The organism is Virgibacillus sp. FSP13, from assembly GCF_054048505.1.
This window is the reverse complement of sequence record NZ_JBSVKG010000003.1, coordinates 181788-208099: the sequence shown is the minus strand read 5'-3', so window position 1 is coordinate 208099 and position 26312 is coordinate 181788. Positions and strand designations below refer to the sequence as shown.

Annotated in this window: 24 protein-coding genes, 1 pseudogene and 1 riboswitch; of the genes and pseudogenes, 10 read left to right on the top strand and 15 right to left on the bottom strand. The window is 39.8% G+C overall.

The window, feature by feature from the left end; translation table 11 throughout:
* Window positions 1-4 precede the first annotated feature (4 nt).
* The gene (locus ACW2QC_RS04795; RefSeq protein ID WP_457542837.1) at window positions 5-154 is read left to right on the top strand and encodes a hypothetical protein; all 150 of its coding nucleotides are present in this window, start codon (window positions 5-7) and stop codon (window positions 152-154) included.
* A 203-nt stretch (window positions 155-357) separates the two neighbouring features.
* Here ACW2QC_RS04795 and ACW2QC_RS04790 read toward each other — a convergent pair whose 3' ends face one another.
* Window positions 358-1653 carry an NCS2 family permease gene (locus ACW2QC_RS04790; protein ID WP_457542836.1) on the bottom strand — a complete coding sequence of 432 codons (1296 nt, stop codon included), beginning with the start codon at window positions 1651-1653 and terminating at the stop codon, window positions 358-360.
* Between the two features lie 158 nt (window positions 1654-1811).
* Window positions 1812-1912, bottom strand: a riboswitch (purine riboswitch).
* 159 nt (window positions 1913-2071) lie between these two features.
* On the opposite strand from ACW2QC_RS04790, the pseudogene ACW2QC_RS04785 reads away from it, so the two are divergent.
* From ACW2QC_RS04785 to ACW2QC_RS04770, 4 genes and pseudogenes are all read left to right on the top strand, one after another.
* A pseudogene (locus ACW2QC_RS04785) lies at window positions 2072-2211 on the top strand (DUF255 domain-containing protein); the annotation flags it as partial.
* Window positions 2212-2392: 181 nt separating this feature from the next.
* Window positions 2393-2611: a hypothetical protein gene (locus ACW2QC_RS04780; protein ID WP_457542835.1), complete on the top strand. Its 219-nt coding sequence runs from the start codon at window positions 2393-2395 to the stop codon at window positions 2609-2611.
* Window positions 2598-3194 (top strand): zeta toxin family protein, encoded by a 597-nt coding sequence (locus ACW2QC_RS04775; protein ID WP_457542834.1) that lies wholly within the window; start codon window positions 2598-2600, stop codon window positions 3192-3194. Before ACW2QC_RS04780 ends, ACW2QC_RS04775 begins: the two co-directional genes overlap by 14 nt.
* A gap of 108 nt (window positions 3195-3302) precedes the next feature.
* Window positions 3303-5369 (top strand): thioredoxin domain-containing protein, encoded by a 2067-nt coding sequence (locus tag ACW2QC_RS04770; RefSeq protein WP_457542833.1) that lies wholly within the window; start codon window positions 3303-3305, stop codon window positions 5367-5369.
* 94 nt (window positions 5370-5463) lie between these two features.
* Here ACW2QC_RS04770 and ACW2QC_RS04765 read toward each other — a convergent pair whose 3' ends face one another.
* The 4 genes from ACW2QC_RS04765 to ACW2QC_RS04750 all read right to left on the bottom strand — a co-directional run bounded on the left by ACW2QC_RS04765 (window position 5464) and on the right by ACW2QC_RS04750 (window position 12246).
* Window positions 5464-6939: a Na+/H+ antiporter NhaC family protein gene (locus tag ACW2QC_RS04765; protein WP_457542889.1), complete on the bottom strand. Its 1476-nt coding sequence runs from the start codon at window positions 6937-6939 to the stop codon at window positions 5464-5466.
* 159 nt (window positions 6940-7098) lie between these two features.
* Window positions 7099-9279 (bottom strand): DNA topoisomerase III, encoded by a 2181-nt coding sequence (locus ACW2QC_RS04760; RefSeq protein ID WP_457542832.1) that lies wholly within the window; start codon window positions 9277-9279, stop codon window positions 7099-7101.
* A gap of 274 nt (window positions 9280-9553) precedes the next feature.
* Entirely contained in the window at window positions 9554-10369 is an 816-nt protein-coding gene (locus tag ACW2QC_RS04755; protein WP_457542831.1) for a ZIP family metal transporter, read from the bottom strand.
* Window positions 10370-10596: 227 nt separating this feature from the next.
* Entirely contained in the window at window positions 10597-12246 is a 1650-nt protein-coding gene (locus ACW2QC_RS04750; protein WP_457542830.1) for a M20/M25/M40 family metallo-hydrolase, read from the bottom strand.
* A gap of 242 nt (window positions 12247-12488) precedes the next feature.
* Between ACW2QC_RS04750 and ytaF the strand changes: the two genes are divergently transcribed.
* Complete coding sequence (ytaF, locus tag ACW2QC_RS04745; RefSeq protein ID WP_457542829.1) at window positions 12489-13115, top strand: sporulation membrane protein YtaF; 627 nt, start codon at window positions 12489-12491, stop codon at window positions 13113-13115.
* A 496-nt stretch (window positions 13116-13611) separates the two neighbouring features.
* Here the strand turns inward: ytaF and ACW2QC_RS04740 are convergent, their stop codons facing one another.
* The 3 genes from ACW2QC_RS04740 to ACW2QC_RS04730 form a co-directional block, all read right to left on the bottom strand.
* The gene (locus ACW2QC_RS04740) at window positions 13612-15090 is read right to left on the bottom strand and encodes a Na+/H+ antiporter NhaC family protein (RefSeq protein ID WP_457542828.1); all 1479 of its coding nucleotides are present in this window, start codon (window positions 15088-15090) and stop codon (window positions 13612-13614) included.
* A 295-nt stretch (window positions 15091-15385) separates the two neighbouring features.
* Complete coding sequence (locus ACW2QC_RS04735) at window positions 15386-15622, bottom strand: indolepyruvate ferredoxin oxidoreductase subunit alpha (protein WP_457542827.1); 237 nt, start codon at window positions 15620-15622, stop codon at window positions 15386-15388.
* Between the two features lie 214 nt (window positions 15623-15836).
* On the bottom strand, window positions 15837-16160 hold the full coding sequence (locus ACW2QC_RS04730) for a CHY zinc finger protein (RefSeq protein ID WP_457542826.1): 324 nt from the start codon (window positions 16158-16160) through the stop codon (window positions 15837-15839).
* A gap of 86 nt (window positions 16161-16246) precedes the next feature.
* On the opposite strand from ACW2QC_RS04730, the gene ACW2QC_RS04725 reads away from it, so the two are divergent.
* Together ACW2QC_RS04725 and ACW2QC_RS04720 are read left to right on the top strand one after the other, a co-directional pair.
* Window positions 16247-16444 carry a DUF2188 domain-containing protein gene (locus ACW2QC_RS04725; protein ID WP_457542825.1) on the top strand — a complete coding sequence of 66 codons (198 nt, stop codon included), beginning with the start codon at window positions 16247-16249 and terminating at the stop codon, window positions 16442-16444.
* A 453-nt stretch (window positions 16445-16897) separates the two neighbouring features.
* A complete protein-coding gene (locus ACW2QC_RS04720; protein ID WP_457542824.1) occupies window positions 16898-17752 on the top strand; it encodes a CvfB family protein in 855 nt (284 codons plus the stop codon).
* Window positions 17753-17800: 48 nt separating this feature from the next.
* Here ACW2QC_RS04720 and ACW2QC_RS04715 read toward each other — a convergent pair whose 3' ends face one another.
* Window positions 17801-18478, bottom strand: coding sequence for a dual OB domain-containing protein (locus ACW2QC_RS04715; protein ID WP_457542823.1), 678 nt, complete (start codon window positions 18476-18478; stop codon window positions 17801-17803).
* 219 nt (window positions 18479-18697) lie between these two features.
* On the opposite strand from ACW2QC_RS04715, the gene ACW2QC_RS04710 reads away from it, so the two are divergent.
* A complete protein-coding gene (locus ACW2QC_RS04710; protein ID WP_457542822.1) occupies window positions 18698-19912 on the top strand; it encodes a dicarboxylate/amino acid:cation symporter in 1215 nt (404 codons plus the stop codon).
* Window positions 19913-20004: 92 nt separating this feature from the next.
* On the opposite strand, the gene ACW2QC_RS04705 is transcribed toward ACW2QC_RS04710, so the two are convergent.
* The 5 genes from ACW2QC_RS04705 to ACW2QC_RS04685 form a co-directional block, all read right to left on the bottom strand.
* Complete coding sequence (locus ACW2QC_RS04705; protein WP_457542821.1) at window positions 20005-21564, bottom strand: FMN-binding glutamate synthase family protein; 1560 nt, start codon at window positions 21562-21564, stop codon at window positions 20005-20007.
* A gap of 77 nt (window positions 21565-21641) precedes the next feature.
* Window positions 21642-22790, bottom strand: a complete 1149-nt coding sequence (locus ACW2QC_RS04700) for a glycerate kinase (RefSeq protein WP_457542820.1) — start codon at window positions 22788-22790, stop codon at window positions 21642-21644.
* Window positions 22791-22820: 30 nt separating this feature from the next.
* The gene (locus ACW2QC_RS04695; protein ID WP_457542819.1) at window positions 22821-23549 is read right to left on the bottom strand and encodes an SIS domain-containing protein; all 729 of its coding nucleotides are present in this window, start codon (window positions 23547-23549) and stop codon (window positions 22821-22823) included.
* Window positions 23546-23746 (bottom strand): YwbE family protein, encoded by a 201-nt coding sequence (locus ACW2QC_RS04690; protein WP_457542818.1) that lies wholly within the window; start codon window positions 23744-23746, stop codon window positions 23546-23548. Before ACW2QC_RS04690 ends, ACW2QC_RS04695 begins: the two co-directional genes overlap by 4 nt.
* Window positions 23747-23763: 17 nt before the next feature.
* Window positions 23764-23991 (bottom strand): DUF2164 domain-containing protein, encoded by a 228-nt coding sequence (locus ACW2QC_RS04685; protein WP_199794666.1) that lies wholly within the window; start codon window positions 23989-23991, stop codon window positions 23764-23766.
* A gap of 186 nt (window positions 23992-24177) precedes the next feature.
* Between ACW2QC_RS04685 and ACW2QC_RS04680 the strand changes: the two genes are divergently transcribed.
* On the top strand, window positions 24178-25875 hold the full coding sequence (locus ACW2QC_RS04680; RefSeq protein ID WP_457542817.1) for a M3 family oligoendopeptidase: 1698 nt from the start codon (window positions 24178-24180) through the stop codon (window positions 25873-25875).
* Here ACW2QC_RS04680 and ACW2QC_RS04675 read toward each other — a convergent pair whose 3' ends face one another.
* Window positions 25876-26310 carry a hypothetical protein gene (locus tag ACW2QC_RS04675; protein ID WP_457542816.1) on the bottom strand — a complete coding sequence of 145 codons (435 nt, stop codon included), beginning with the start codon at window positions 26308-26310 and terminating at the stop codon, window positions 25876-25878.
* Between the last annotated feature and the right edge of the window lie 2 nt (window positions 26311-26312).

Here is a 26312-nt window from a genome sequence, read left to right as displayed (position 1 = left end):
TCTAATGGTGAAAGTTAAAATGAACGTTCAAACAGCATATCATGGTGATTTATTACGAGCAGGAAAAACTTATGAAATCGATGAAGAAACAGCAAAACGTTGGGTATCAAGTAAAATTGCTGAAATGGTTATCGGTGAGGAGGATCGCACATAAGGAATCCCAGGCCCGGGAAAATGGCTGATGTTTTTGTTTATTGACAGATGCTATCCGGATTTTGGTCGATGTCTCAGTTTCCGGTTGATATCCCCCCTCCCCATCCACCTCTGAACGTAAAACTGTCAATTCTTCAATAAAGAATTGGCAGTTTTTGTCTACTTTATAATGACTAATATGCTTACCTGAATGAGGCAAGCTTTCTATGCTACAAAAGCAAAGTACAAAATAAACAACAAACATAACACGTACATAATCGGATGAATTTCTTTAAAACGCTTTTGTGCGATTAAAGATAGCGGATAAAGAACAAATCCAAATGCAATACCTGTTGCCACACTAGAAGTAAGAGGCATCATGATAATCGTCATGAAAGATGGAATCACAACCTCCAATTTAGTCCAGTTTATTTTACTTATTTGCATTGCCATTAACGCTCCTACAATGATTAATGCAGGTGCCGTAACCTCGGCAGTTATAACTGCAAGAATAGGAGAAAAGAATAAAGCAATTGCAAAACAAGCAGCAATAATGACAGACGTGAATCCTGTTCGTCCTCCAACTGCAACACCGGCAGAAGATTCGACACTAGTGGCAGGGGTTGATGTTCCCAATATAGCCCCAATTGCACCAGCTGAAGAATCGGCAAGCAGTGCACGTCCAATGTTTGGAATTTTATTGCCTTTCATAATTCCTGCTTGACTGGTAATCCCAATTAATGCACCAGCTGTATCAAAGAAGGCAACAAATAAAAAGGTGAAGATAACTGCTACTATTTCAGGGGTGAAAATATCATTAAAATGTAAGAACACCTCACCAAACGTTGGTTCAAGACTTGGTATCTTTCCAACGATGGATGAAGGAATGTTAATTAACCCGATGATCATCCCAATAATGGTTGTAATCACGATTCCGTAGAAAATCCCCCCATTGATTCCTCGCACTAGCATAAATACGGTTATAATAAGTCCAATTACAGCAAGTGCTGTCATAGGGGATGCTATTTCTCCGATGGTAACAAATGTATCCGGATTTGAAATGATAATTCCTGCATTTTTCAACCCGATAAACGCGATGAAAAATCCTATTCCAGAAGCAATGGCAAATTTTAAATCCTGTGGAATAACATTAATAATCTTTTCCCGGATTTTCAGTAAACTTAATAACACAAAAATGATTCCAGCAATAAAGACACCAGTTAAGGCAACTTGCCATTCGATTCCCATCCCGATACAAACGGAAAAAGTGAAAAACGAATTCAATCCCATACTCGGCGCAATAGCGATTGGGTAGTTAGCGAGTAAACCAATAAGTAGGGTACCGATGATAGCAGTTAGAGCTGTTGCGGTAAAAACAGCCCCCCTATCCATCCCCGCTTGACTAAGGATAAGTGGGTTTACGACTAAAATATAAGCTACGGAAAGGAAAGTTGTCAGTCCTGCTAAAGTTTCCTGTTTATATGAAGTATTCCGTTCCGTAAATTTAAAAAAGTTTTTCATGATGTTCTTATCTCCCTATTCTGCTAGATTGAAGAATAGACGCGAATGATTCTGTAGTTAGGTTGCCACAGCCATTTCATTTTATTATTTCCTTGAAATTAAAAAAACTTTGGCCACAAGCATGCCAAAGTTTTATCTGCAAAAGGAATAAAAAATATCATCTATTTCCCATTCCTTGTAGACAAGCTATTTGGGGTAGCTGGTAGAAACGTCCAAGCCATATTCTTGAACTTATACAAGGTGCACTATTCTTTTAAAACAATAGAAAAATAATAACAACTTTGAATCAAGACGTCAATGGAAAATAAAATAGTCATAAAAAGATATAGAGCAATACCTAGATCCAAAGATGAAGGTTTATACCTCATTCAGCTTTGATCTAGGTAACATATACAAGGATGCTACAAGAAAGTGATACATAACAACAAATAAAAGCAAGTCCAATAGATTAATCAATGAGAAATCACCACACCTTTTACAACATGCTCCTAACCCTGTTGACAGTTTTCATGGGGTGATGAAGCATTTGAGAAGGCAAAACATGAAAATAAACCTATACACGAGCCATTAGTGTCATGTTCCTTATTAACAACTAGGGCACCATTTTGAATATATCACCGTCTTTTTCTCCTTCATTTGGTGCAAAGAAACTAAAAAAACAACCCATTTGCAACTCATAACCGTTCGTTTTATATGCTATAATAACTATAATATAAATAAAGGCCAGGGTGGTGTTTTTATGCCTGAAAACAGGACAGAGAACAAGAAGTATGAACGTAAATTTGCTTGGATTGATAAATGGGTGAAAATGACAGGAGATAGAGCAAGAATAGATGCAAAAGCAAATGATACGTGTATTGTATATGAAACAGAAAAGGGAATTGTTCAAGAATATCCAGATGGTAAAGTTATTAAATTAGATCAAAAATCATATGGTGAAAAAAATGAAACAAATTGATAAAAATCCCGTTATGTATGTTTTTGCAGGAAACAACGGCAGCGGTAAAAGTACGATTCGGAATTTATTGATCGACAAGTTGGGGTTGGAAATTAATATTGACCCTGATAGTATAGCTCGTAGGCTTGATTCCTCTGACCCTGAAAGTAAGCGATTTGCCGCTGGAAAAGAAGCTTTCAGAATGGTTTATGAATGCATAAATGAACAAAAAAGTTTTTCCATTGAAACAACACTTGGCGGAAAGAATGCAATAAGGCAAATGGATAAGGCAAAGATATGTGGCTTTGAAATTTCAATGTTTTATATTGGCCTTAAAAAGGTTAAGCAAAATATAGAACGGGTAGCCTGGCGTGTAAAAAATGGAGGTCATCATATCCCTACTGAAGACATCCTCAGAAGAAACATTACCTCTATGACTAACCTTCTGGAAAATTTAAAACTAATTGATAATCTGGTTGTCATTGATAACAGTAAGTCTGATGGTGAAACTATATTAGAATCCTCGCACGGTGTCATAACTTACGAGTCAAGCAATCAGCCACTTTGGGCAATCCACATTAAAAAAGAACTTAAAAATAGATGAAACCACAAAAGACAACAATGTCGTAATGTTAAGATACTCACTTGAGTGTCTTTTTCTTGTTTGTTGGGGTAACATAAAAACAAACCTACTAAGTGGAGGTAGTACCATATGACATCAAACAAAAATAGTATACCCAATGGATTAATCAATGAAAAATCCCCATACCTGCTCCAACATGCCTATAACCCAGTTAACTGGTATCCATGGGGTGATGAAGCATTCGAAAAATCAAAACAGGAAAACAAACCAATCTTCCTTTCCATCGGCTACTCGACTTGCCATTGGTGTCATGTCATGGCCCATGAATCGTTTGAAGATGAAGAAGTTGCAGCTATGCTAAATGAACATTATATCGCAATAAAAGTTGATCGTGAAGAGCGCCCTGATGTTGATTCGGTTTACATGAAGGTATGTCAGATGATGATTGGTCAAGGTGGCTGGCCGCTTACCATTTTTATGACGCCAGATAAGATTCCGTTTTATGCTGGGACTTATTTTCCTAAAGAAAGCAAGTACGGTAGGCCTGGTCTTATCGAAGCCCTTACCCAGCTCCAACAAAAGTACATAAACGATCCGGCACATATTCAAGAAGTAACGGAAAGTGTGACAGATGCATTGCAAAAAAGTGTAGCTGCGAAAAGTGATAAGCGTCTGACATTAGCTAGTACCAACGAGGCATTTGATCAACTCGGCAGGATGTTTGATATGGAATACGGTGGATTTGGGGCAGCACCCAAATTTCCCGCCCCGCAGAACTTGCTGTTTTTGATGCGCTATTATCATTTCACAGAAAATAAAGCAGGACTTGAAATGGTTGAGAAAACATTACATTCCATGGCAGATGGTGGGATTTATGATCATGTTGGCTTTGGTTTTTCCCGATATTCGACAGATAGAGCATGGCTTGTCCCCCACTTTGAAAAAATGCTTTACGATAATGCACTTTTGTTAATGGCTTTTACCGAGTGTTATCAAATTACAAAGGATCCATTTTATAAAAAGATAGCAGAACAAATCATCGTGTTCATCGAAAGAGAAATGACGAGTTCGGAAGGGGCATTTTATTCTGCAATTGATGCTGATTCAGAAGGTGAAGAAGGAAAATACTATGTGTGGGAGTACGAAGAAATATTTGATGTACTTGGTGAGGACCTTGGCGATTTATATGCTGCTGTTTATAACATGACACCCTATGGGAATTTTGAAGGGAAAAATATACCGAACTTGATCGACACCAATGTTAAGGAGTTTGCTCGGGAGAATAACCTTAGCTATGAATCATTGCAAAACGAACTAGAACAAGCTCGGGAACCACTTTTAGAAACGCGTGAAAAGCGGGTTTATCCACATGTCGATGATAAAATTTTAACTTCCTGGAATGGTTTAATGATTGCTGCATTAGCAAAAGCAGGAAAGGTCTTTGGCGAAAAACAATATATTTTAAAAGCGGAAAAAGCAATCACATTTATCGAGGAAAAACTCTTCCAAGATGATCGGCTAAAGGCACGTTATCGTGATGGCGAAGTAAAATACAATGGCTACATCGATGATTATGCTTTTCTATTATGGGCCTATATTGAGCTGTACGACACAACATTTTCATTGGATTACCTAAAAAAGGCACAAAACCTTACTGTTAACATGATCGACTTATTCTGGGACAAGGAGAATGGCGGGTTTTTCTTTAATGGAAATGATAGCGAGGAATTAATCTCACGTGAAAAAGAAATTTATGATGGTGCCTTGCCATCTGGAAACAGTGTTGCAGCGTTGATGCTTGTTCGGATCGGGTTTTTAACAGGGGAGACAAAATACCTCGATAAGAACGAAGAAATGTACGCCACGTTTTATGATGATATTGAACGGCATGCGCCTGGTAGTACACAGTTCCTGCAAAGTCTCCTTCTAACTGAAAACCCGACAAAAGAAGTGGTCATACTTGGTACGGAAAATGACCCCGACCGAAAGAAATTGTTGACACAGCTTCAAGAAGAATTTCTCCCTGCTGTTACAGTTTTAACAGGGGAAACGGCAGAAGGTTTTGCTGAAATTGTTCCTTTTGTAGTGGAATACAAGCAAATTGGAGATACAACAACTGTCTATGTTTGTGAGAATTTTGCCTGTAAGCAACCAACTACAGATGTGGAGAAAGCATTACGAAATATAACAGAATAACAAAAAAGGGAATTAGAGATTGACAACAAAAACGAATGAAGAACATCGAACCCGTTCTTCATTCGTTTTCATTTTTACAGCCTACAACAACGATCTATTCTTCCGGCATCTCTTTCAATTCTTCCCCATTTTTCCCTTGATAGCGTAACCCCCAGCCGGTTATCGCAGCGATCAGCATGACAATCACGAGGAACCAGCCTTGGAAAACGAATGGGAATACAGCAGTCGGTTCTACAACTGGTAACCACGAATATGTTTCTTGCATAAGTTTGATCGTGGACCACCCTAATAACACTGGTGCACCCCAAGGGAAAATATATCCAAGTGCTGAAGTTACTGCATCAAGCATGTTTGATCGTCGGTAGCGATGAATTTTATATTTTTCCCCAAGTTCTTTAACAAACGGTGCCGCCGCAATTTCTGCCGCTGTGTTAATCGTAATCGCACTGTTCAAGAGAGCAACAATCGCCCAAATGGCAAGTTCAGCACGACGAATAGAGTTTTTAATCCATTTCACTAAGCCCCTAGTAATAGCTTCCATTGTCCCGCCTAAACGTAATAAATGAGCTGCGGCAACAATTAAAAGGATGAGGATGGCCATATTAATATACCCGGCAATACCATCAATTAAAGCACCTTCAACAATCGCATCGGAATCCGGGTTGAAACTAATAATATCGCCAATTTTTCCTAAATTGAACAGCAAAATTAGTGGAACGGCAGCCACTATTCCCCATGTCAATGATGTGATCAAATGCTGTCCTGTTAACGCAAGAATAAGGACAATCGCAAACGGCACCAACATGATCAGCCCACTCGGATTCGTTGAGTCGATCATCGCGGTCAAAGCTGCCTGATCTGCTTCTACCGTTCCACCTCCACCAAAAATAGCAAATAGAACGACAGCAGGTATTGCGGCAACAATTGCATACTTGAAACGACTCCTTACAACACCAGGTACATCGGCATCCTGAGTCGTAGCAGAAACAATGGTTGTATCTGATACTGGTGCCAAGTTATCCCCAAAAACAGCACCAGCCAATATCGCCGCGAAAAGCATAACAGGATCAGCACCGACCGCAATCCCAGCAGGATACATTAACGTACAGAACGCTACCGTTGTACCATAGCCAGTTCCAACCGCTGTTGAAAAAGTTGATGCAAGCAAAAATGTTAAGGCAACAAATAGACCACCTTCTAACCCTGTTACTGCACCAATCCAGACAAGTCCTTCTACTAGACCTCCAACCTGTAAGATTTGCGCAAACATACCCGCATAGAACCAAGCCACCATTGCAATGACCCCAACCGGTTGAGCCAATCCATCAAACAAGCCTTGCGCATAATCTGCCCATTTACTTTTACAAAAAAATAACCCAAGTGTCAGCCCGAGAACTGCACCCATTACTAGTCCAATTTCCGATGACATTTGCAAAACACTTGTTGTGATCGCCCAAACAACAAAAAATATCAATGGAACAGCAGCACCAAAAGCACCAATATGAAAATCTAACTTATCAATCCGTTTCGTCCCAGTAGCACGCGCCAGCTCATCTTGACTATTCGACATCTTCTCTACCCTCCAATCTCCATAAAGTTTTAATACTAGGTGATAATCCTTGCTATTATCACTTGTCATTATCTTATTTTTAATATGGGGAATTATGAGTAAAATAATCTTTGCTTCAAACATAAAAAATCCCCTACCGGAGCAGAGGATCCTTCCATCTTATTTTTTAAGCTTGGCCAGTTGCTCAGCCAATGCATTATTTTTAAAACCATCGTCTTGTTTTTTCAAATATTTATTAACGTCTTTTTTCGATACTTTATTTTTCTTCTCATGTTGTTTCCGTTCATTAAACGTTGAAAGTTTTTCTCTGTGGCCACATTTACATGTGAACATTTGACCTTCCCCTTCACCGCGTAATTCCATACGCTTGTGACAGTTTGGGCAGCGAGCATTTGTGTGCTTAGCAATGTTTTTCTTGTGTCCACACGAGCGATCTTGACACACGAGCATACGTCCATGTTTATTGTTGACTTCAAGCATAAGTTTTCCACATTCAGGGCATTTTGTTCCTGTCATATTATCGTGTTTAAATGTTGCATCACTTGTTTTAATCTCGTGCACCACTTCTTTGGCATAACCTTTCATTTCAGCAATGAAGCGATCTTTTTTTAGCTGTCCTTCTGCAATTGCAGTTAGTTTTTGTTCCCATTCTGCAGTTAATGCTGGGGAGCGCAAATCTTCCGGCACAAGGTCAAGCAGCTGCCGGCCTTTTGATGTGATAAAAATATGTTTTCCTTTCATTTCCATGTATTGACTGTTGAACAGCTTTTCAATAATATCAGCCCGAGTGGCAACCGTACCAAGCCCACCTGTTTTATTGATTGTACCTGCCAAATGTTTTTCATCCTTACCCATGTAACGAACAGGGTTTTCCATTGCCTGTAATAGTGCACCTTCCGTAAAACGCTCTGGCGGTTTTGTTTCTCCACTTGTGATTGTCACACGCAAATCGGTAAACGTATCACCCTTTTTAACAGATGGTAACCGTTGATCTCCTGCTTCATCATTAGACTCATCGTTACCAGATCGATCATAAATTTCCTTCCAGCCTTGTTTTTTTACAATTTTGCCTTTTGCTGTGAACCGTTCTTTGCCGATCTGGGCTTCTATAGTCGTTTGCTCATATTCATATGGGTCTGACAATACTGCCAAAAATCGTTTCACTACTAGATCATATATTTTTCGTTCCTTGTCATTTAGATCAGCTAACATGACTGACTGTTCGGTTGGGATAATGGCATGGTGATCCGAAACCTTCGCATTATCAACTACAGATTTGGATAACTTCAAATCACGTTTTAACACTTTACCTGCAGCCTTGGCATATTGATCAACCCCACATGCTTTGACACGATCTTTCAATGTAGGAACAATGTCCGTCGAAATCACCCGTGAGTCCGTCCGTGGATAGGTCAACACTTTATGCTGCTCATATAATTTTTGCATAAGGGACAATGTTTGTTTTCCGGAAAAATTAAAAATCCGGTTTGCATCCCGTTGTAATTCGGTTAAGTCGTATAATTGTGGTGCATATTTCTTTTTGTACGACTTATCAACATTAACAACTGTTGCCGGTTTATTTTTCAATTCTACTAGCAAACTTTCTGCTTTCTCTTTTGAAAAAGTCCGGCTGCTATTATTCTTCCTGTCTTGCCAAGTTAGTTTAAAACCTTTCATTGTTTTTGCTTCAATTCCATAAAACTTCTCCGGTTTAAACGACTGAATTTCTTTTTCCCTTGCTGCAATCATCGCCAGTGTTGGTGTTTGCACACGCCCACTAGACAATTGTGCGTTAAATTTCGTTGTCAATGCTCGCGTTGCGTTCAATCCAACATACCAATCCGCTTCCGATCGAGCTACAGCCGCATCATATAAGTTTTCATAGTTACGGCCTGGCTTTAGATGTTTGAATCCGTCACGAATTGCTTTATCTGTCACCGATGAAATCCACAGTCGTTTCACCGGCTTGTTCACACGTGCCTTTTCGATAATCCAGCGGGCAACAAGTTCCCCCTCGCGCCCAGCGTCAGTTGCAATCACAATTTCCCCTACGTCTTTACGGGTCATTTGGGTTTTAACTGCATTAAATTGTTTACCCGTTTTTTTCATCACGACCAATTTCAGATGATTGGGGAGCATTGGTAAATCATCAAGCTTCCATGTTTTATATTTATCGTCATACACTTCCGGATCGGCAAGCGTCACCAAATGCCCTAATGCCCATGTTACAATATGGGTCGAACCTTCCATGTAGCCATTCCCTTTTTTCGTACAATGAAGTACTCTAGCAATATCTCTGCCAACAGACGGCTTTTCTGCTAATACGACTGTTTTGCTCATGTAAATAAAATCCTCTCTTTTAAAACTCAGTAGGTATTATATGTGTTCAAAAAGTCGGTAAATTAGAAACAAGAAGATCGAGGCGGCGAAGTCTTGAGGACCGGACTTGCACAGGACGTGCTGACTTCTGCGTTGGCTATTGACGTGGGCGGGTTTAGTAGAAGTTCCTTTGCCGTCAACGAAGAGATTCGCCGTTTATCATTTAGTGACTTTTTGAACATCCTATTATACTAGTTTACCATATCAACGCAAAAAGGATGAGCCCATGCTTCGCTCATCCTAAGGCAACATCCAATATCATCATCACGGTAAATCCGATCATTAGTGCTAATGATGCTAAATCTTTGTTTCCTTCCTCTTGTGAGCCTGGAATAACTTCCTCCGCTACAACGAAAATCATCGCACCCGCTGCAAAACTTAATGCATACGGTAATAATGGCTGAATAAAAGAAACTGCCAGCACACCAATGATAGCTGATATTGGCTCAACCATACCGGAAAACTGTCCATACATAAAGCTCTTCTTGCGCGACATCCCATCTCGTCGCAATGGCATGGAAACAGCTACACCTTCAGGGAAGTTCTGAATCCCTATCCCAATTGTTAAAGCGACTGCGCTGGCCAACGATGCCGAGTCAAAGCCAGCCATTACCGCACCAAATGCTACACCAACCGCCAGCCCCTCTGGAATGTTGTGTAACGTAATCGCAAACACAAGCAATGTACTCCGTTTTTTCTTCTCCGGATGAATACCCTCTGCGCTTTCCATTGGTTCCGGTGGATGTAAATGAGGGATAACTTTATCAACGCCCCAAAGAAAAAGTCCACCTAGCAAAAATCCAATTGCAGCAGGAATCCAGCCTGGCAATGGTCCATCTTCAGCCATTTCCAACGCCGGTGCCAACAATGACCAAAAGCTCGCTGCAATCATAACCCCACCAGCAAAGCCTAGCATGCCATCAAGAAATTTTTGATTCATATTTTTACTCGTAAAAACAACTGCAGCCCCAAGTGCTGTCATTCCCCATGTAAACAGTGTTGCAATTGTAACCTGAACCACAATATTCAATTCTAGAAAATAATCAATCATGATGTTGGTTCACTCCTTTATATGTGCTCATCCACCACTATATTCGCCAAACACATAAATGTTTCCCTTGGTAAAATCAACTATAAAACACCACCCATCACATGTCAACTTTACGGCTTAATACGACAAAACAGTAAAATTTAATCATACTTTAAAAGTGGCTGTCACACAGGTTTCGGCCGAACTCGTGCGCCTCACCCCGGCACAATTTCAAAATATTAGATTTCTCAACCTAACACACCCCGGATAACTGTATGAATCAAATTGGGGACTATTTCAAGAGAGTAGGTCATCTCCATCCGCTCCAATTTTTTGTGGGCATCAATTCCATATGGACCAATATTAATCACCGGAACATTTAAATCGCGAATATCCTGGTATTCGACATAATGTTTCGTTCCCCAGCTAGGATTGTTACTTATTACTGCCTCAATTTCTTCCGGCTTATCACTTAACGCAATAAAACTCATATCCGAAATATACGGAAAGAAATTTTTCGTAACGATCGGATAGTCATAGTATGGTTGTATTTGTTGAACTGCTTCATCAAGCGCATCAATCAAAACACATTCGTTATCAGTATCTCCGGTTATTTCAACTCTTGGCGAATATAATGATGAATAAAACAGGATAATGGTCGGGCTTTTGTCCTCCATCCATTTCCAAGTTTCCTCGACGACCCGAGCAGCAAACATTCTTGTATCAAGTGTTTCATCTTCCATTAATCCTTGCTTAAACGCATTCATATGCTGAATAAATTTTTTCCCATGGACCTGTATCAGTAATTTCTCCATTTCCTCATACAAAAAAACACGTGGCTGCCATGGCAATTCATGAAACGGCTGGTTACTTTGCAAAGAAAACTGGCGATGGCGTTGATCAAATGATGCAAGTGCGTTTGTGAAAGCAATATGTGCCTGTTCCCTTAATTTTTCCAGTACTTCTTTCGGTGACCAGGAATGGATGAAAAAGTTATAATACGTATATGCAGATAGTGCTGTCTGTACGTTATACGTTGGTTTTAAATCCATTTGTCTCAATGCAACGGGAGGTACTGTTGTTTCTCCCCTCGCCTCATTGCAAAGATCTGGATTATAATTAATTTGTTTCGTCAGTTCTGCAGCCAAATAATTTGGATCAAACCCTTCAAAGCAAGATCCGACATGGGTTTCCGCCCCCGTAATAAAAAACGATGGCAATAATTTACCTGCCGTTCCTTTATAAACATACCGATTTACATCCCCTTCATACCTTGGGGAAACAAAGTCAGCATTAATACAAGCAACATAATCAAATTGGTGCTCCTGTTTCCAACTTTTCAACGTTTTCAATGCGGATAATATGCCGTGTGAACCATCTTCTTCATCACATTCAGACACAAAAACAATATTTCCTTCTAATTCCTCTGGATGCTCAGAATAGTACTTTAACAGATAAAGATGACTGGCCACACCGCTTTTCATATCAAGCACACCTCTACCGAACAACCAATCCCCTGATTCCAATTGGTTCCTTGTTGAAAGTGGCAGATCCTCATCTTTTAATTTTTCCATCCATTCTTCAGGAGAGGTGGCATAACCTTTTAATTGATTAAAATCATCAACCCCTACCGTATCCATATGCCCCAACAAGATCACGGTGCGATTGCTATTTCCTTTTGTACCTTTAACAAACGCCATAACGTTATATCGTTCCAAATAATCATTGGTCGTTTGCTCAATAGTTACGTTTGATGGATTTTCCGTAAAATAACGAAAAGACGTAATCAACGTGTAAAGGGAATGTGCAATTACCTTTTCTCCATGTGTGTTTACCACACTTTCAATACTCACTAACTGTTTTGTAATCGTTAACACTTCGTCACGACATTGCAACATAAATGGACAACCCCTTTCTAATATTTACGTACAATTATATGTAGGTCTAATATACGCCTTAAAGCCAGCATTTAAAAGGTTAAAGTCAAAAAATTTTGTTTAATTTATGAAACTCCTTCCAGTGAAGTGTAAACATACTACTAACTTGCGCCCAAAATGTTGGCTTGATGCAATTTATGATCACATCCACCTCATTTATCCATACACTGTATTCTAGAAAGATAGTAAAGGATCTGATAGATGTGCTGTTTTATACAGGGTTGTTCTTCTTAGTTATCGCGGTAAGTCTTGATGGCTTTGGGGTAGGGGTTGCTTATGGAATGCGCCGTATTCGTGTACCACTGATCGCTTTATGCATTATTATGTTATGCTCTGGTATCATTGTCTTATTATCAATGACAGTCGGAAGTGTGCTTAGTTCGATTATTTCTGCCTTCACTGCCAAAATAATTGGTGGGGTCATCTTGATAGCCATAGGTCTGTTTACACTATGGAAAATGGTCACGGCAAAAAAAAATGACACAACATATGCATCATCAAAAAGTAAATCACAGCTTGATCAGTTCAAATCTGTGTTAAAAGAACCTCGGTATGCAGACTTAGATCAATCAGGAGTTATTTCAGTCCGTGAAGCTGTATTACTAGGGTTCGCCCTTGCCCTTGATGCATTTGCCGCCGGATTAGGTGCAGCAATGTTAGGTTACTCCCCCTTATTAACAGCTTCTTTAATTGCCTTCATGAGTGGATTATTCGTATTCTGCGGTATCAATATTGGGTTATTTCTATCCAATAGCAAATGGATGAAAAAATTGACATTACTACCGCCATTTTTGTTAATCGCACTAGGAATTTCCAACATGTTGCGATAAAGTTGCCTTTATTTATCTATTTGGAATAAACAATCACGTAGATTCCCTGAAAATGCATTACTACGTGCTATGTAATGCCGCCGAAGCTTTCCTCGTCCTGCCAGGAACAGTAGTCAGAAAGTGGCCCCACAGCACTGTTACTGGTATTAAGGCGATAAAAGTTACCAAATGGGTAGAACATCCCATCTGATGAGTTCTAAAGTTTTTATAAGAGCGAAATAATCCAGCCAATAACTACAATTGCACCGATTATCATTAAAATTGTACGTAACATCTTTTCACCCTTTCATTGGTGTATACCCATTAATACCCAAAATGACGGCAAAAGAAAACAATAAAATAAGAATCTTTTTTAAGGTTGGAATATCCTTATGAGAGTTGAAACTAATGAAGGCATGTAGCATAATTGGTTTTCGGTTGGGTTAGCGCGACCCGTATAATAGAAATGCTCGAACAAAGACTTGTCCAGCCTTTGTTCGAGCATGAATTTTCCTATTTAATCGCGCGGTTGTTCTTTTAACTCTTCCCCATTTTTTCCTTCATATCGCAATCCCCAGCTTGTAATCGCAGCAATCAGCATAACGATAACTAAGAACCAGCCTTGGAATACGAACGGGAAAACAGAAGTAGGAGATACAATTGGCAACCAATCATACGTATCTTGCATCATTTTAATGGTTGACCAGCCAAGGAGTAATGGTGCTCCCCATGGAAAAATATATCCAAGTGCCGATGTTATCGCATCGAGCATATTTGCCCGGCGGTACCGGTGAATTTTATATTTATCACCAAGTTCCTTCACGAATGGAGCCGCAGCAATTTCTGCAGCAGTGTTAATTGTAATTGCACTATTAAGCAATGCGACAATCGCCCACATTGCAAGCTCTGCACGGCGAATCGAATTTTTTATCCATTTTACCATGGCGCCAGTAACTGCATCCATTGTCCCACCAAGTTTTAATAAGTGGGCTGCAGCAACAATGAGTAATATTAAAATCGCCATGTTCATATATCCCATGACACCATCAACAAGTGCACCGGTAATAACTGTCTCACTATCTTTATCAAAACTGATAATATCAGCAAAATCACCCAAGTTCATGAAAACAATGATTGGTATCGATACAAGAATCCCCCATGTTAACGAGGTTACTAAATGATGTCCCGATAATGCTAAAATGAGTACAATCGCAAATGGAACAAGCATGATGAGTCCCCTTGGGTTAGTAGAATCCATCATCGCATCTAATGCACCTTGATTGGCAATTGATGTGTCTCCACCACCACCAAATATCGCAAATAAAATAACGGTTGGAACTGCTGCCATAATCGAATATTTAAACCGGCTACGGACAACTCCCGGAACATCGGCTTCTTGTGTTGTAGCAGAAACAATCGTTGTATCAGAAACTGGTGCAAGGTTATCACCGAATACAGCACCAGCTAAAATCGCTGCAAATAACATTGTCGGGTCTCCACCAACAGCAATACCAGCCGGGTACATTAAAGTACAAAATGCAACCGTTGTGCCATACCCAGTTCCAACTGCTGTAGAAAACACTCCTGCCAATAGAAATGTCATGGCAACGAATAATCCACCTTCAACACCAGAAACACCGCCAAGCCAGACAAGCCCTTCTACCAACCCGCCAACTTGTAAAATTTGCGCGAACATCCCAGCGTAAAACCAGGCAACTATTGCTACAACTCCTACCGGTTGCGCTAAACCGTCAAACAACCCTTGTGCGTAATCGCCCCACTTACTTTTACTAAAAAATAAACCAAGCGTTAGGCCAATCAATGCCCCCATCACAAGTCCTATTTCGGATGAAAGTTTTAATACACTTGTCGTAATTGCCCAAACGACGAAAAATATTAGTGGCACGGCTGCTCCGAATGCCCCTAACCTGAACTCTAATTTTTGTATGCGCTTACTTCCTGTAACCTGGTCTAGTTCGTCTTTTTGACTAGCCATTCTTTCTCTCCTCCCAAAATCGTTGGTGTCTGTTAATTTTCTATTTTCTCTATTAACTTTACCATATATGAGCGTGTTCAAAAAGTGCCAAATTAATAATAAGAGCGACAAAATGGCTCAACCATTTGTCGAAACTGGAGTAATAAATAATTTTTCAAGGAATTCTATTTGCCACAACTTTTAAATAACCTCTATATTAAGAAAAGCGGAAGCGTCCGTTTATTTTATAATTTCTTAGCTATGTACAGAAATCGAAGCAGGCTCAAGTTTCGTATAGAACTTGAGCCTGCTGGATCTATTTCCTAAAGAAATTTTCCGCTTTATCCAAATAAACTTCCTGATCTGCTGTGAGGTCATACTCCTCTTCAATCGCATCGACTGGGCATACTGCTTTACATGCTCCACAGTCAATACAAACATCTGGATCAATATAGAATTGATCTGGTCCTTCTTCTATACAATCAACAGGGCAAACACTGACACATTCTGCCGATTTTTCTTTGCCACATGGTTCTAATATAACAAAAGCCATTAAAATTTTCCCTCCCCATTCCTAAAAATAAGGCTCCATATTAATTTAATACTAATTTATTCTACCATTTCAAGTAATTCGATTTAAGAGGTTGTTCAAAAAGTCACCAAATAATAAGCGGCGAATCTCTTCGTTGGCTTTTGACGTGACGTTCTTAGTCGACCTTTCTTCCAATTTGGCAACTTTTTGTACACGCACTTTAAGTCACTAGAAATTACGTTCCAAAATATAAATGGTGATGCAGCGAACACCCGGGATTGAAATTCGCACCGCATTTTGAACATGTTGCTCCACCCTTTAAATAAGCATTAATTGTTATCTCTGTCCCACAATTTCCACACAAAATGGCAGTTTGATCAAACTTTTCCCTTGGCCAAACTTTTGTGCTACCACATCCGTGTTCAGCATGACATTTATAACAAGCAAAATACTCCCCACAGCAATAAAATTTTATCGCAATCCGATCATTCTCCCCATGATAATGGCGGCACCGGGTTTCCTGATCGATTGCACCATGTACGGCGATTCTGTTCTGCATAACAAATCTCCTTTATATTATTGGTAGTTTTATTATAGCAGTCACCGGGAAAAGATAAATAACATTAGAGATAAAGGAGTTTTACAGTGAAAAAATTTAGTGTTGCACCAAACAAAGATGTTACAGGTTGGTATGTTAAGTTAGAGGATGTGGCACCAACAGATGAATATATTGCAAAAGACGATGCCATTGAGAAAGCAGAACAATTGGCCAAAGATAACAAACCTAGCAAAGTTATTATTTTGAATAAAAATCATGAGATCACGGAAGAAAAAATCTATTAACTGATTATTTTTTATTGGGTGTTGACAGAACAGCAAAAACATGAGATTATAGTTTAGTTAACGAAATGAAGTAACAAATAAGTATTTCTGGCATTCTACGTCATGTTTTTGCAGATGCTTATTCACACTGGCGCGACTAAGGGGTCGCAAGGACGTTAGAGCAGGTAGGGCTGACGTTGCTTAAGTTAGAAAACACCCAGTGGAACATAGACCGCGGTATGAGTGAAACTCGAGTATATATGAGATTTCTCACTCAAGTAAAAAATGGGTATATATTAAAATTCCAAACAAGAAACCCACCTGAATGTTTTCAGGCTAAAAATAAAAAATGTAAATCTTATGTGTTACTTTAGTAATCAAAGGGGTACTCTTAACAATGAGGGTACCCCTTTTCCAATACATAAACCAAAAAATAACTTTATATAAAATTAAAAGAAAGTAGGTTTTACGACGATGAACACATTACCTATTGGCACGATCCAAACGATGACAGTTCTACGAAAAATTGACACTGGCTATGTCTTAAAAAAGAATACAGAAGAGGCATTGTTACATCATAACGAAACAGAAACAGAACTCGAACCTGACCAGGAAATCGATGTGTTTTTGTACCAGGATAAAAAGGGACAAACTGTTGCCACTACTCAGTTACCGTCCGTTCAAATGGACACCTATGACTGGGTTGAAGTTGTCGAAGTAATCCCCAACCTAGGGGCATTTGTAACGGTTGGTATTGCCAAAGAAATACTAATCTCTAAAGATGATTTACCATTATTCGAAAGTGCTTGGCCTGTAGTAGGCGATATGCTTTATGTTACGTTAGGTAAAGATCGTAAAGGGCGATTACTTGCAATTCCAGCAACAGAAGGTGTTTTTGCTCGGGAATGGGAGCTTGCCCCGGATAATGTCTTAAACGCACCGATTAATGGGCGTGTGTATCACACCAGTAAAGAAGGAACAGTAATTATTACAGAAGAAGGCTACCGCGGATTCATTCACCACACAGAGCGAAAAGAAGAACCACGGCTCGGAGAATGGGTTAATGGACGTGTAATTGAGGTAAAAGCAGATGGTACATTAAATATCTCGCTAAGACCATTGAAGCAACACGGTATGACTGAAGACGCCGAAGCAATTTTAGCACATTTAACGGACAGCAATGGTGTTATTCCATTCAGTGACAAAAGTGATCCTGAAGACATTCGGGGAACCTTTAATATAAGCAAGGCTGCATTTAAACGGGCATTAGGTAAACTGATGAAAGATGGTAAAATTGAGCAGCGTAATGGCTCCACCTATCTCAAATAATGATGAAAATAACCACTTTCAAAGGAAGTGGTTATTTTTTTATCCAGATCAATATGGATATGAGTTAGGCAAATCAATTTCTGGATCTGTCAGGACGCCAATAATATGAGGCTCATCCATCCCTAGTTGATCGCCTGATGGTTCTAATCCTATAACAATATAAAGCTCGTTATAATTAACGTGATCACCAATTAAATCTTGCTGAATAAGCTTGTTCCATTTGATATCCGTTACAGCGAAATTACTTGCATTTATCGTTGGATTAAGTAGGTGATATTCAAAATTTGTTAGTGCTATTTTAGGTACGGGAATCCCCCCAGATTCTTCAGACAAATAAGGTACCATCCGATCCACCTTCACAATACACAAACTTCTTTGACGTTTATTTACCGTATCCTCAAATTCCGCCTGTGACTCGACCACTTCTTCCAAAAACCAAAGCAAATTGGCATTTGAAAGCCGTTTTTTCAATGTCATGCCACCCGAAACAACGATATAATCCTCACCATATAAATGCTGATGTTCTTCTGGTTTTTTCTCTTGAAATTCAATGATATCTCCGTGTCTGATAAAACCAAAGCCCGTATCAAATCTTAAATGTGTATCATCCCAAAAAGGTGCTGTAGACCCATCAGAAATCGGTCTTACCCACTCACCCTGTGTACTTATTCCGGCAATACTGAAATATTCTCCAACTCGGGTCACAGATAAAATACAAACGTTCACTATAATCCCCCATTTCTACCCTTTCCAGCAATTTAAATTATCTCAAAATCCGACATGAATAGCTAGTTATTCCGCTTAAGTACCAGTCCCCTTTTGAATTACAAATTAATAGTAGAAACCAGCCTTCAATAATTGGAATTTTCCAAAACCATGATGAATACTTTAATGAAAAGGAGGTGAAAAGTTGGTATAAATCGCATTTATGGAGAGGAGGATTCCATGAAAAAGAGCTTCATATGGCAAATTGTTGGTGCTTTTATTTTGGCAATTATTGTTGGTTTGATTTTTGGTGAAAAAACGGTGTACGTGCAACCGCTTGGGGATTTATTTTTACGGCTCATTAAATTTATTATTGTTCCATTAATTTTATCAACCATTATCGTTGGGGTAACAAGTGCTGGCGACATTAAGAAGCTGGGCCGCTTAGGTGGTAAAACAATATCTTACTATCTAGCTACAAGCTTCATCGCCATATCTATCGGCTTACTTGTTGGATTTATCATTTCACCAGGAACGGGCATGAATCTACAGGTTGCAGAGGAATCTGTTTCAGCAAATGAAACAGAAGGTGTTGTGCAAACAATTCTAAATATTATTCCACTAAACCCAATCGAGGCATTAGCTACCGGTAATGTTCTTCAGATCATCTTTTTTGCTATATTTGTTGGCATTGGTATCAAATTAGTCGGGGAAACTGCTGCTCCTGTTCAACGCTTTTTTGACGGATTTGCCGAAGTCATGTATAAAATCACAGGAGTCATTATGACATTGGTACCAATCGGAATCTTTGGTTTGCTAGCACCTGTTGTTGGTGAATATGGTGCTTCTGTTCTGCTACCTTTAATCAAATTAATACTCGCACTTATCGTTGCTTGTATCGTTCATGTAGCAGTCGTGTATTCGATCGCGGTAAAATCACTTGGAAAAATGAATCCAATCGAATTTTTAAAAGGAATTTTTCCAGCTGCAGCAGTCGCATTTAGTACGTGTAGCAGTTCTGGGACATTACCTGTTACCATGAAAAATACGCAAGAAAATCTAGGGGTATCCAAAGAAACGAGCAGTTTTATCTTGCCGTTAGGTGCAACAATAAACATGGATGGAACGGCAATTTATCAAGGAATTGCCGTTGTCTTCGTTGCTCAATATTTCGGCATTGACCTTACTTTTGCCCAAATCTTGACGGTAGCATTAATTGGCACACTCGCTTCCATTGGTACTGCAGGTGTACCTGGGGCAGGATTAATTATGCTGACGATGGCTCTTGCTGCCGTTAATTTGCCGCTTGAAGGAATTGCACTCGTTGCAGGTATTGATCGAATTCTTGACATGTTTCGAACATCAGTTAACATTATTGGGGACGCATCAGCTAGTGTCGTCGTTGAAGCGTCAGAAAGAAAACGACATTCAGAAGCAGCAGCGACAGAAATTTAACGAATACGTCCGTGTTTGTCATTCAGTATGCACATGCAAACTGGAAAACGCAAGCTATATATATAGCTTGCGTTACTCTTTTTTATATGCATTTACCATGCTTGAACATTTCCCTTTTCATCTTTATATACAACATGTTCCCGATCAAACTTCACTGGTGAATCTAGACCTGCTGCTGCGGCAATTCGGAACAATCCCTTTCGCATCGTAATGACGTAATTCGCTGTTCGCCATTTCTTTTCATCAATAACAAGTGCCTTTTGTAGTTCAGGATCTGTCGTTGCTACCCCTACCGGACATATATTGGACGCACATTTTAACGTCTGAATACAGCCAACCGTGATCATAAACCCTCGTGCAATATTACACAGATCAGCACCCATCGAAAGGGCAATTGCTACACGATCCGGGGAAAATAGTTTACCAGATGCAATCAATTTCACCTGATCACGAACACCATATTTTAGTAATGCTTCATGGACTAATGGAAGGGCAGATCTAATTGGCAATCCAACACTATCCGTGAGTTCTTGATATGAAGCACCTGTTCCGCCTTCTCCACCATCTACTGTAATGAAGTCCGGGCTTTTTCCTAGATCTTTTATATGTTTTGCAAGCTCTTCTGCTTCACCGGGGCTTCCAATCACAATTTTCATTCCAACAGGCTTCCCAGTATGTTCACGAATTTTTTCAATAAAGCCAAACAATGATGGAATATCACTATATTCCGTAAACCGATTTGGACTATCAATTGATTTAAATGGTTCCACTCTGCGTATTCGTGCTATTTCTTCGGTAACTTTTTCCCCATCAATGTGACCACCACGCGTTTTGGCTCCTTGGGCTAATTTTAATTCAAATGCCTTTACTTGCGGGATTTTGCTTTTCTCCAGCAATTCATCCCAATCAAATGTACCGTCTTTTTCCCTCACACCAAATAAACCAGGGCCAATTTGCATGATAATATCGACGCCACCTTTTAAATGATAATCGGAAAGCCCTCCTTCTCCAGTATTCATCCATGTCCCTTTCGCAATCCCCAATCCTTCAGAAAGAGCTGTGATTGCTTTGTCACCAAGTGAACCATAACTCATGGCCGACATACCAATTAAACCCTTTGCTACAAACGGGTGCTTTGTATTTTCTCCAATTACAACTGCATCTTCATCCCGTAACAAATAAGCTGATGATTCATGCTTTTCCAGTTCTTCTTTTCTTTCGGTGAATAGCGGATCTTTTAATAGTAAATAGCGATTTGTTGTTACTTTTGTTTCCTCATCCATCTTCAATTCTTCTGTTAGCTTCGGAAACATTGAATTTCGCACATAAAAGCCGGCTGCATCAAAATCACGTTGCGATCCAAACCCGATAACATCTCGTTTGTATTTCGCCTTTTTCACAATATGCTGGTAATCCCGACGTGAAAAAGGCTTCCCTTCGTTATCATTGTTGAAAAAATACTGACGCAATTCCGGACCTATTTTTTCAAAAAAGTATCGAACTCTTCCGACTACTGGATAATTACGGAGAACTGGATGCTGCTTTTGTGACCGGTCTACAAAAAACACATATAAGCCCACAATTATTAACACAAGCAATACAACAACGACAGCAACAAACCCAATGATTGTCATTATGTTTGCAATATTCATCCCTAATGACCTACCTTTGCAATAAATAATCTCATAAGGTTAGGATGTATCAGTTGGGGGAAGAATATCCATCAAAGTTATTTGTTCATTTTGTCAAAGTACCCAAGAGAATGAATCAAATGAATCACTTGCTTTGTTTGCCCAAATAATAAAGTGTCAGCATGCCTCATACATTCTTTCAAAGATAATGGTTTTTGTATAATCGAAAAACAGCCTGTGAATTTTTCCAAGAGAATATTCACTTCGCCTACGATGCTTCCGGAAATTAATATCACTGGCACATTATTTTTCACAGCAAGATCAGCCACATAGCCGGGGACTTTCCCGTATAATGTTTGTTCATCACTTTGCCCTTCACCAGTTAAAACAAGACCAGCATGGTTTATGGATTCTTCTAAATTCACTGCATCAGCTATCAAATTTGAACCAGATACCAAGTCTGCATCAATTGCTAATAATGCAAAACCTAACCCACCAGCAGCCCCTGATCCAGGCACATCTTTATATGATTTGTTTACTTTTTCCTCAATTAGATCCCCATATTTGTTTAAAGCCCGGTCATATTGGGTGACTTGATTTGCTGTTGCACCTTTTTGCGGACCATAAATTACACTTGCTCCTTTCGTTCCACATAACGGATTATCAACGTCACAAGCTGCCATAATATTAACGGATGCTAATCGTGTATCCAAACCCGTTAAACAAACATCAGAAACAGCAAACAAATCGCGCTCATACGGACCGACTTCCACGCCATATTTATCTAACACCTTCATTCCCAGAGCTTGAAGCATGCCTAACCCACCGTCATTTGTTGCACTTCCACCCAATCCCACAACGATCGATGTGCATCCTTTGTCTAGAGCATCAATTATTACCTGGCCTATTCCATAAGATGTTGTAATGTCAGGGTTGCGCTTTGCTTCTGGGACTTGTGTCAAGCCTACAATCTTTGCACATTCAATAATCGCAGTTGCCTTGTTTACTATACCGTAAGACGTGTTTATTCTTTCACCTAATGGACCCATACAGCTTATTGAAACCCGTTCACTGTTTGGCGATGATAGCAATGAATCAAGTGTCCCTTCTCCTCCATCTGCCATCGGTTTTAGTTGTATGTCGCAATTATGTAGTACATCTAAAACAGCTTTTTTCATAATAGTTGATGCCTGTGTAGAAGTTAAACTCCCTTTAAATGAATCGGGTGCAATAACGATATTCATCATGAGGCTCCTTTCCTTTATGAAATAAGCATTCTACAACTTCACCCTATCCCCATATTCCGCAATCAACTTTTGGTTATGCTCATCTGCTCCGTCAATATTGCCACTCAAAAATACAGGTGGCTCAAAACCATTCTCAGCCATAATTGCAATTGACTCTGCAAAAACTGCATTCAATATCGTTGCACCAATTACTGTTGAGCTTGGTGAAAAGTTGACCTTTACTTTTTCATGAGAAAGCATTGCATCCCCTGTTGGTGCATGACTATCAATGACAAGATCGACCGCTTCAAACAAATGCTTTCCACTTTCATGACGTGATGGTTGGTTCGATGAATATTCCACGGATGTGATTGCAACCACGTAGGCACCTTTCTCTTTAGCAAAATGTGCAACATCAATTGGTACTGGATTTCTTCCTGATGTTGAAAGAGCAAAAAGCACGTCATCTTTACGAATGTCTTCTCGATTAATAAATTCCTCCGCATAATTACGTTTCCGTTCGAGTTCCGATGATCGCAATGCACCCTCATGCAACATAAGCGGTTCATGCAAAATCGGATGGACTGGTACTAATCCACCAGCACGATAATAAACCTCTTCTGCTAACATATTTGAATGACCACAGCCAAATAAGTGGATTACTCCACCAGTTTGAATTGCATCAGCAATTTTCTCTGCTGCTTCATGCATTGCTGTTGTTTCTTCTTTTTCTACCGTATCTATTAATTGTTTGATTTTATCCATATACTGATTGATCAATTGTATCCCTCCGTTATTCTCCCAACCTGTCCGTCTTGCAAACGAACTTTAATGCCGTGTGGATGAAAATCCGAATTTGTAAGGATGTCCTTGACCACACCACTTGTCGTCTTGCCTGTGCGTTGGTCTTTTTTCAGCACGATCTTAACTTCTAATCCCGCCTGAATATTTTTTCGATACCGTCCATCAATTGTCATTTTTATCCGTATCCTTTCTACTTCTGAATCTCAAATATATCGTCTAGTTTCTCCGTCATATATGCATGACAATCTTCAACCCCGATATTGTAGAATGTAGGTGCAAGTTCCTCTATGAAAAACTCTAACAGCAGCATTGCGGCTAAATCACCAATCTGCTCATCACGCTCTTTCTCAAAGTATCCCTTAATTAACCCAACCATTTCCTCTTTTCGCTCTTTGGTTACTTCAAATTTTGGTTTCATTTTTATCTCCTTCTAGCGGTTATTCAAAAAATCACCGAATGTTAAACGGCGACCTTATGGAAACACACTTTTCTGTAGAATAGTTTCATTATAACAAGTGTCATTCCTATTATCGATTAAATCCTAGAAAAAGCAGGAATCCGTACATTTTTGTCGAATTATTACAATACTAAAAGGAGGATTTGCATGCAGACGTTTGAGGAATTTACATATGAACGGCCAGATTTACAGAAGGAAAAGGATTCATTTGCTGATTTACTTCACACATTTAAATCGGCTGCTTCCCTTGATGAAGCCAACAAAGCAATTAAAGCGATCAATGCATTTCGGGACAGATTATCGACACTGTTTAATTTAGTGTACATTCGGGCGTCCATTGACACAAATGATGAATTTTATCAAAAGGAACGCGACTTTTTCGATGATATGGAACCGGAAATAAGAGCGCTAAACACCACTTTTTACCAAGCTCTAGTTCAATCGCCATATCGAGATGAACTTGAGCAACAATGGGGTTCACAGCTCTTTCAACTTGCTGATTGTGAAATTAAATCTTTTTCACCAGAAATCATTTCCCTATTACAAAAGGAAAACAGGCTTATATCGGAGTATTCAAAGCTAGTTGCCTCAGCAGAAGTAGAATTCCAAGGGGAGATATACACACTGGCACAGCTCGGTCCGTTTGCTCAAAGCAAGGATCGCACAGTTCGCAAGCAAGCTATCGAAGCAAGTGCAGGATTTTTCGATAATAATGCATCAAAGTTCGATGATATTTATGATCAACTTGTAAAAGTCCGTCATGAAATAGCAACAACACTTGGTTACAAAAACTTTGTGGAGGTCGGCTATTTACGAATGCAAAGGGTCGACTATGATGCAGAGATGGTAAATGTGTTTCGCAAACAGATACGCGATTCGATTGTTCCACTAGTGAGTAAGCTATATAAAAAACAGGCAGAACGGATTGGTGTCGATTCACTGAAATATTACGATGAAGCCCTCGAATTCAGCAGTGGAAACGCACAACCAAAGGGAAAGCCGGAATGGATTATTGAAAACGGTAAGAAAATGTATAAAGAGTTATCAACTGAAACAAAGGAATTCTTTGACTATATGCTCGATCGGAACTTGATGGATCTGGAAGCGAAAAAAGGGAAAGAGGCTGGGGGATACTGTACATTCATTGAAGATTACCAGTCACCATTCATTTTCGCGAACTTCAATGGAACGTCTGGTGATATTGATGTACTGACGCATGAAGCTGGACATGCCTTTCAATTTTACTCCAGCCGAAACATTGGTATTCCGGAATATTTGATTCCAACTTCCGAAGCGGCAGAAATACATTCCATGAGCATGGAATTTTTCACCTGGCCATGGATGGAGCTGTTCTTCAAAGAGGATACAGATAAATACAAATATTCGCATCTGGCTGGCGGACTCGAATTCTTGCCATATGGTGTTGCGGTTGATGAATTCCAACACCTCGTTTATGAAAATCCGGAATGGACACCAGAAGAAAGGAAACAAGCGTGGAAGAAACTTGAACAAACCTATCTCCCACATCGTGACTATGATGGCAATACCTATTTGGAAGCTGGTGGTTTTTGGCAACGTCAAGGACATATTTACGAAGTACCGTTTTATTACATTGATTACACCCTGGCCCAGATTTGTGCATTCCAATTTTGGAAACGATCACGGGAAAACCATGAAGAAGCATGGAAAGACTACCTTCATTTATGTAAACTGGGCGGGTCCAAATCATTCCTCGGCCTAGTTGAGGCAGCAAATTTACGCTCCCCATTTGAGGAAGGTTGCGTTGAATCTGTCGTTGATACAATTGAGGAATGGCTGGAATCCGTGGATGATAAAGCACTGTAATTAAGATGGACACTGCCCTGTAACAAGAGCAGTGTCTTTTTGCTTTGATGATGTTTTCGTTCTCGGGTTGATGTTCTTGCTTTCCGGTTGATGTTTCTGCTCTCGGGACGATGTTTTCGTTCTCGAGCCGATGTTTTCCCGCTCGCGCTGATGTTCTCGCTCTCGAGCCGATGTTTCCATTCTCGCGCCGATGTTTTCCCGCTCGCGCCGATGTTCTCGCTCTCGGGACGATGTTTTCGTTCTCGCGCCGATGTTCTCGCTCTCGGGACGATGTTTTCGTTCTCGCGCTGATGTTCTCGCTCTCGGGACGATGTTTTCGTTCTCGCGCCGATGTTCTCGTTCTCGAGCCGATGTTTCTGCTCTCGCGCCGATGTTTTCCCGCTCGTGCCGAAGTTCTCGCTCTCGCGCCGATATTCCCCCTGCACAGGTAGACAAAA

Coding starts and splice junctions, on each gene's coding strand:
- ACW2QC_RS04730 (WP_457542826.1), bottom strand. CDS start 16,160: ATGCAGAACAGAATCGCCGTACATGGTGCAATCGATCAGGAAACCCGG.
- ACW2QC_RS04680 (WP_457542817.1), top strand. CDS start 24,178: ATGCAGACGTTTGAGGAATTTACATATGAACGGCCAGATTTACAGAAG.
- ACW2QC_RS04775 (WP_457542834.1), top strand. CDS start 2,598: ATGAAACAAATTGATAAAAATCCCGTTATGTATGTTTTTGCAGGAAAC.
- ACW2QC_RS04755 (WP_457542831.1), bottom strand. CDS start 10,369: ATGATTGATTATTTTCTAGAATTGAATATTGTGGTTCAGGTTACAATT.
- ACW2QC_RS04735 (WP_457542827.1), bottom strand. CDS start 15,622: ATGGCTTTTGTTATATTAGAACCATGTGGCAAAGAAAAATCGGCAGAA.
- ACW2QC_RS04750 (WP_457542830.1), bottom strand. CDS start 12,246: ATGTTGCAATGTCGTGACGAAGTGTTAACGATTACAAAACAGTTAGTG.
- ACW2QC_RS04770 (WP_457542833.1), top strand. CDS start 3,303: ATGACATCAAACAAAAATAGTATACCCAATGGATTAATCAATGAAAAA.
- ACW2QC_RS04690 (WP_457542818.1), bottom strand. CDS start 23,746: ATGACAATTGATGGACGGTATCGAAAAAATATTCAGGCGGGATTAGAA.
- ACW2QC_RS04705 (WP_457542821.1), bottom strand. CDS start 21,564: ATGAATATTGCAAACATAATGACAATCATTGGGTTTGTTGCTGTCGTT.
- ACW2QC_RS04795 (WP_457542837.1), top strand. CDS start 5: ATGGTGAAAGTTAAAATGAACGTTCAAACAGCATATCATGGTGATTTA.
- ACW2QC_RS04710 (WP_457542822.1), top strand. CDS start 18,698: ATGAAAAAGAGCTTCATATGGCAAATTGTTGGTGCTTTTATTTTGGCA.
- ACW2QC_RS04685 (WP_199794666.1), bottom strand. CDS start 23,991: ATGAAACCAAAATTTGAAGTAACCAAAGAGCGAAAAGAGGAAATGGTT.
- ACW2QC_RS04720 (WP_457542824.1), top strand. CDS start 16,898: ATGAACACATTACCTATTGGCACGATCCAAACGATGACAGTTCTACGA.
- ACW2QC_RS04780 (WP_457542835.1), top strand. CDS start 2,393: ATGCCTGAAAACAGGACAGAGAACAAGAAGTATGAACGTAAATTTGCT.
- ACW2QC_RS04790 (WP_457542836.1), bottom strand. CDS start 1,653: ATGAAAAACTTTTTTAAATTTACGGAACGGAATACTTCATATAAACAG.
- ACW2QC_RS04740 (WP_457542828.1), bottom strand. CDS start 15,090: ATGGCTAGTCAAAAAGACGAACTAGACCAGGTTACAGGAAGTAAGCGC.
- ACW2QC_RS04700 (WP_457542820.1), bottom strand. CDS start 22,790: ATGATGAATATCGTTATTGCACCCGATTCATTTAAAGGGAGTTTAACT.
- ACW2QC_RS04760 (WP_457542832.1), bottom strand. CDS start 9,279: ATGAGCAAAACAGTCGTATTAGCAGAAAAGCCGTCTGTTGGCAGAGAT.
- ACW2QC_RS04765 (WP_457542889.1), bottom strand. CDS start 6,939: ATGTCGAATAGTCAAGATGAGCTGGCGCGTGCTACTGGGACGAAACGG.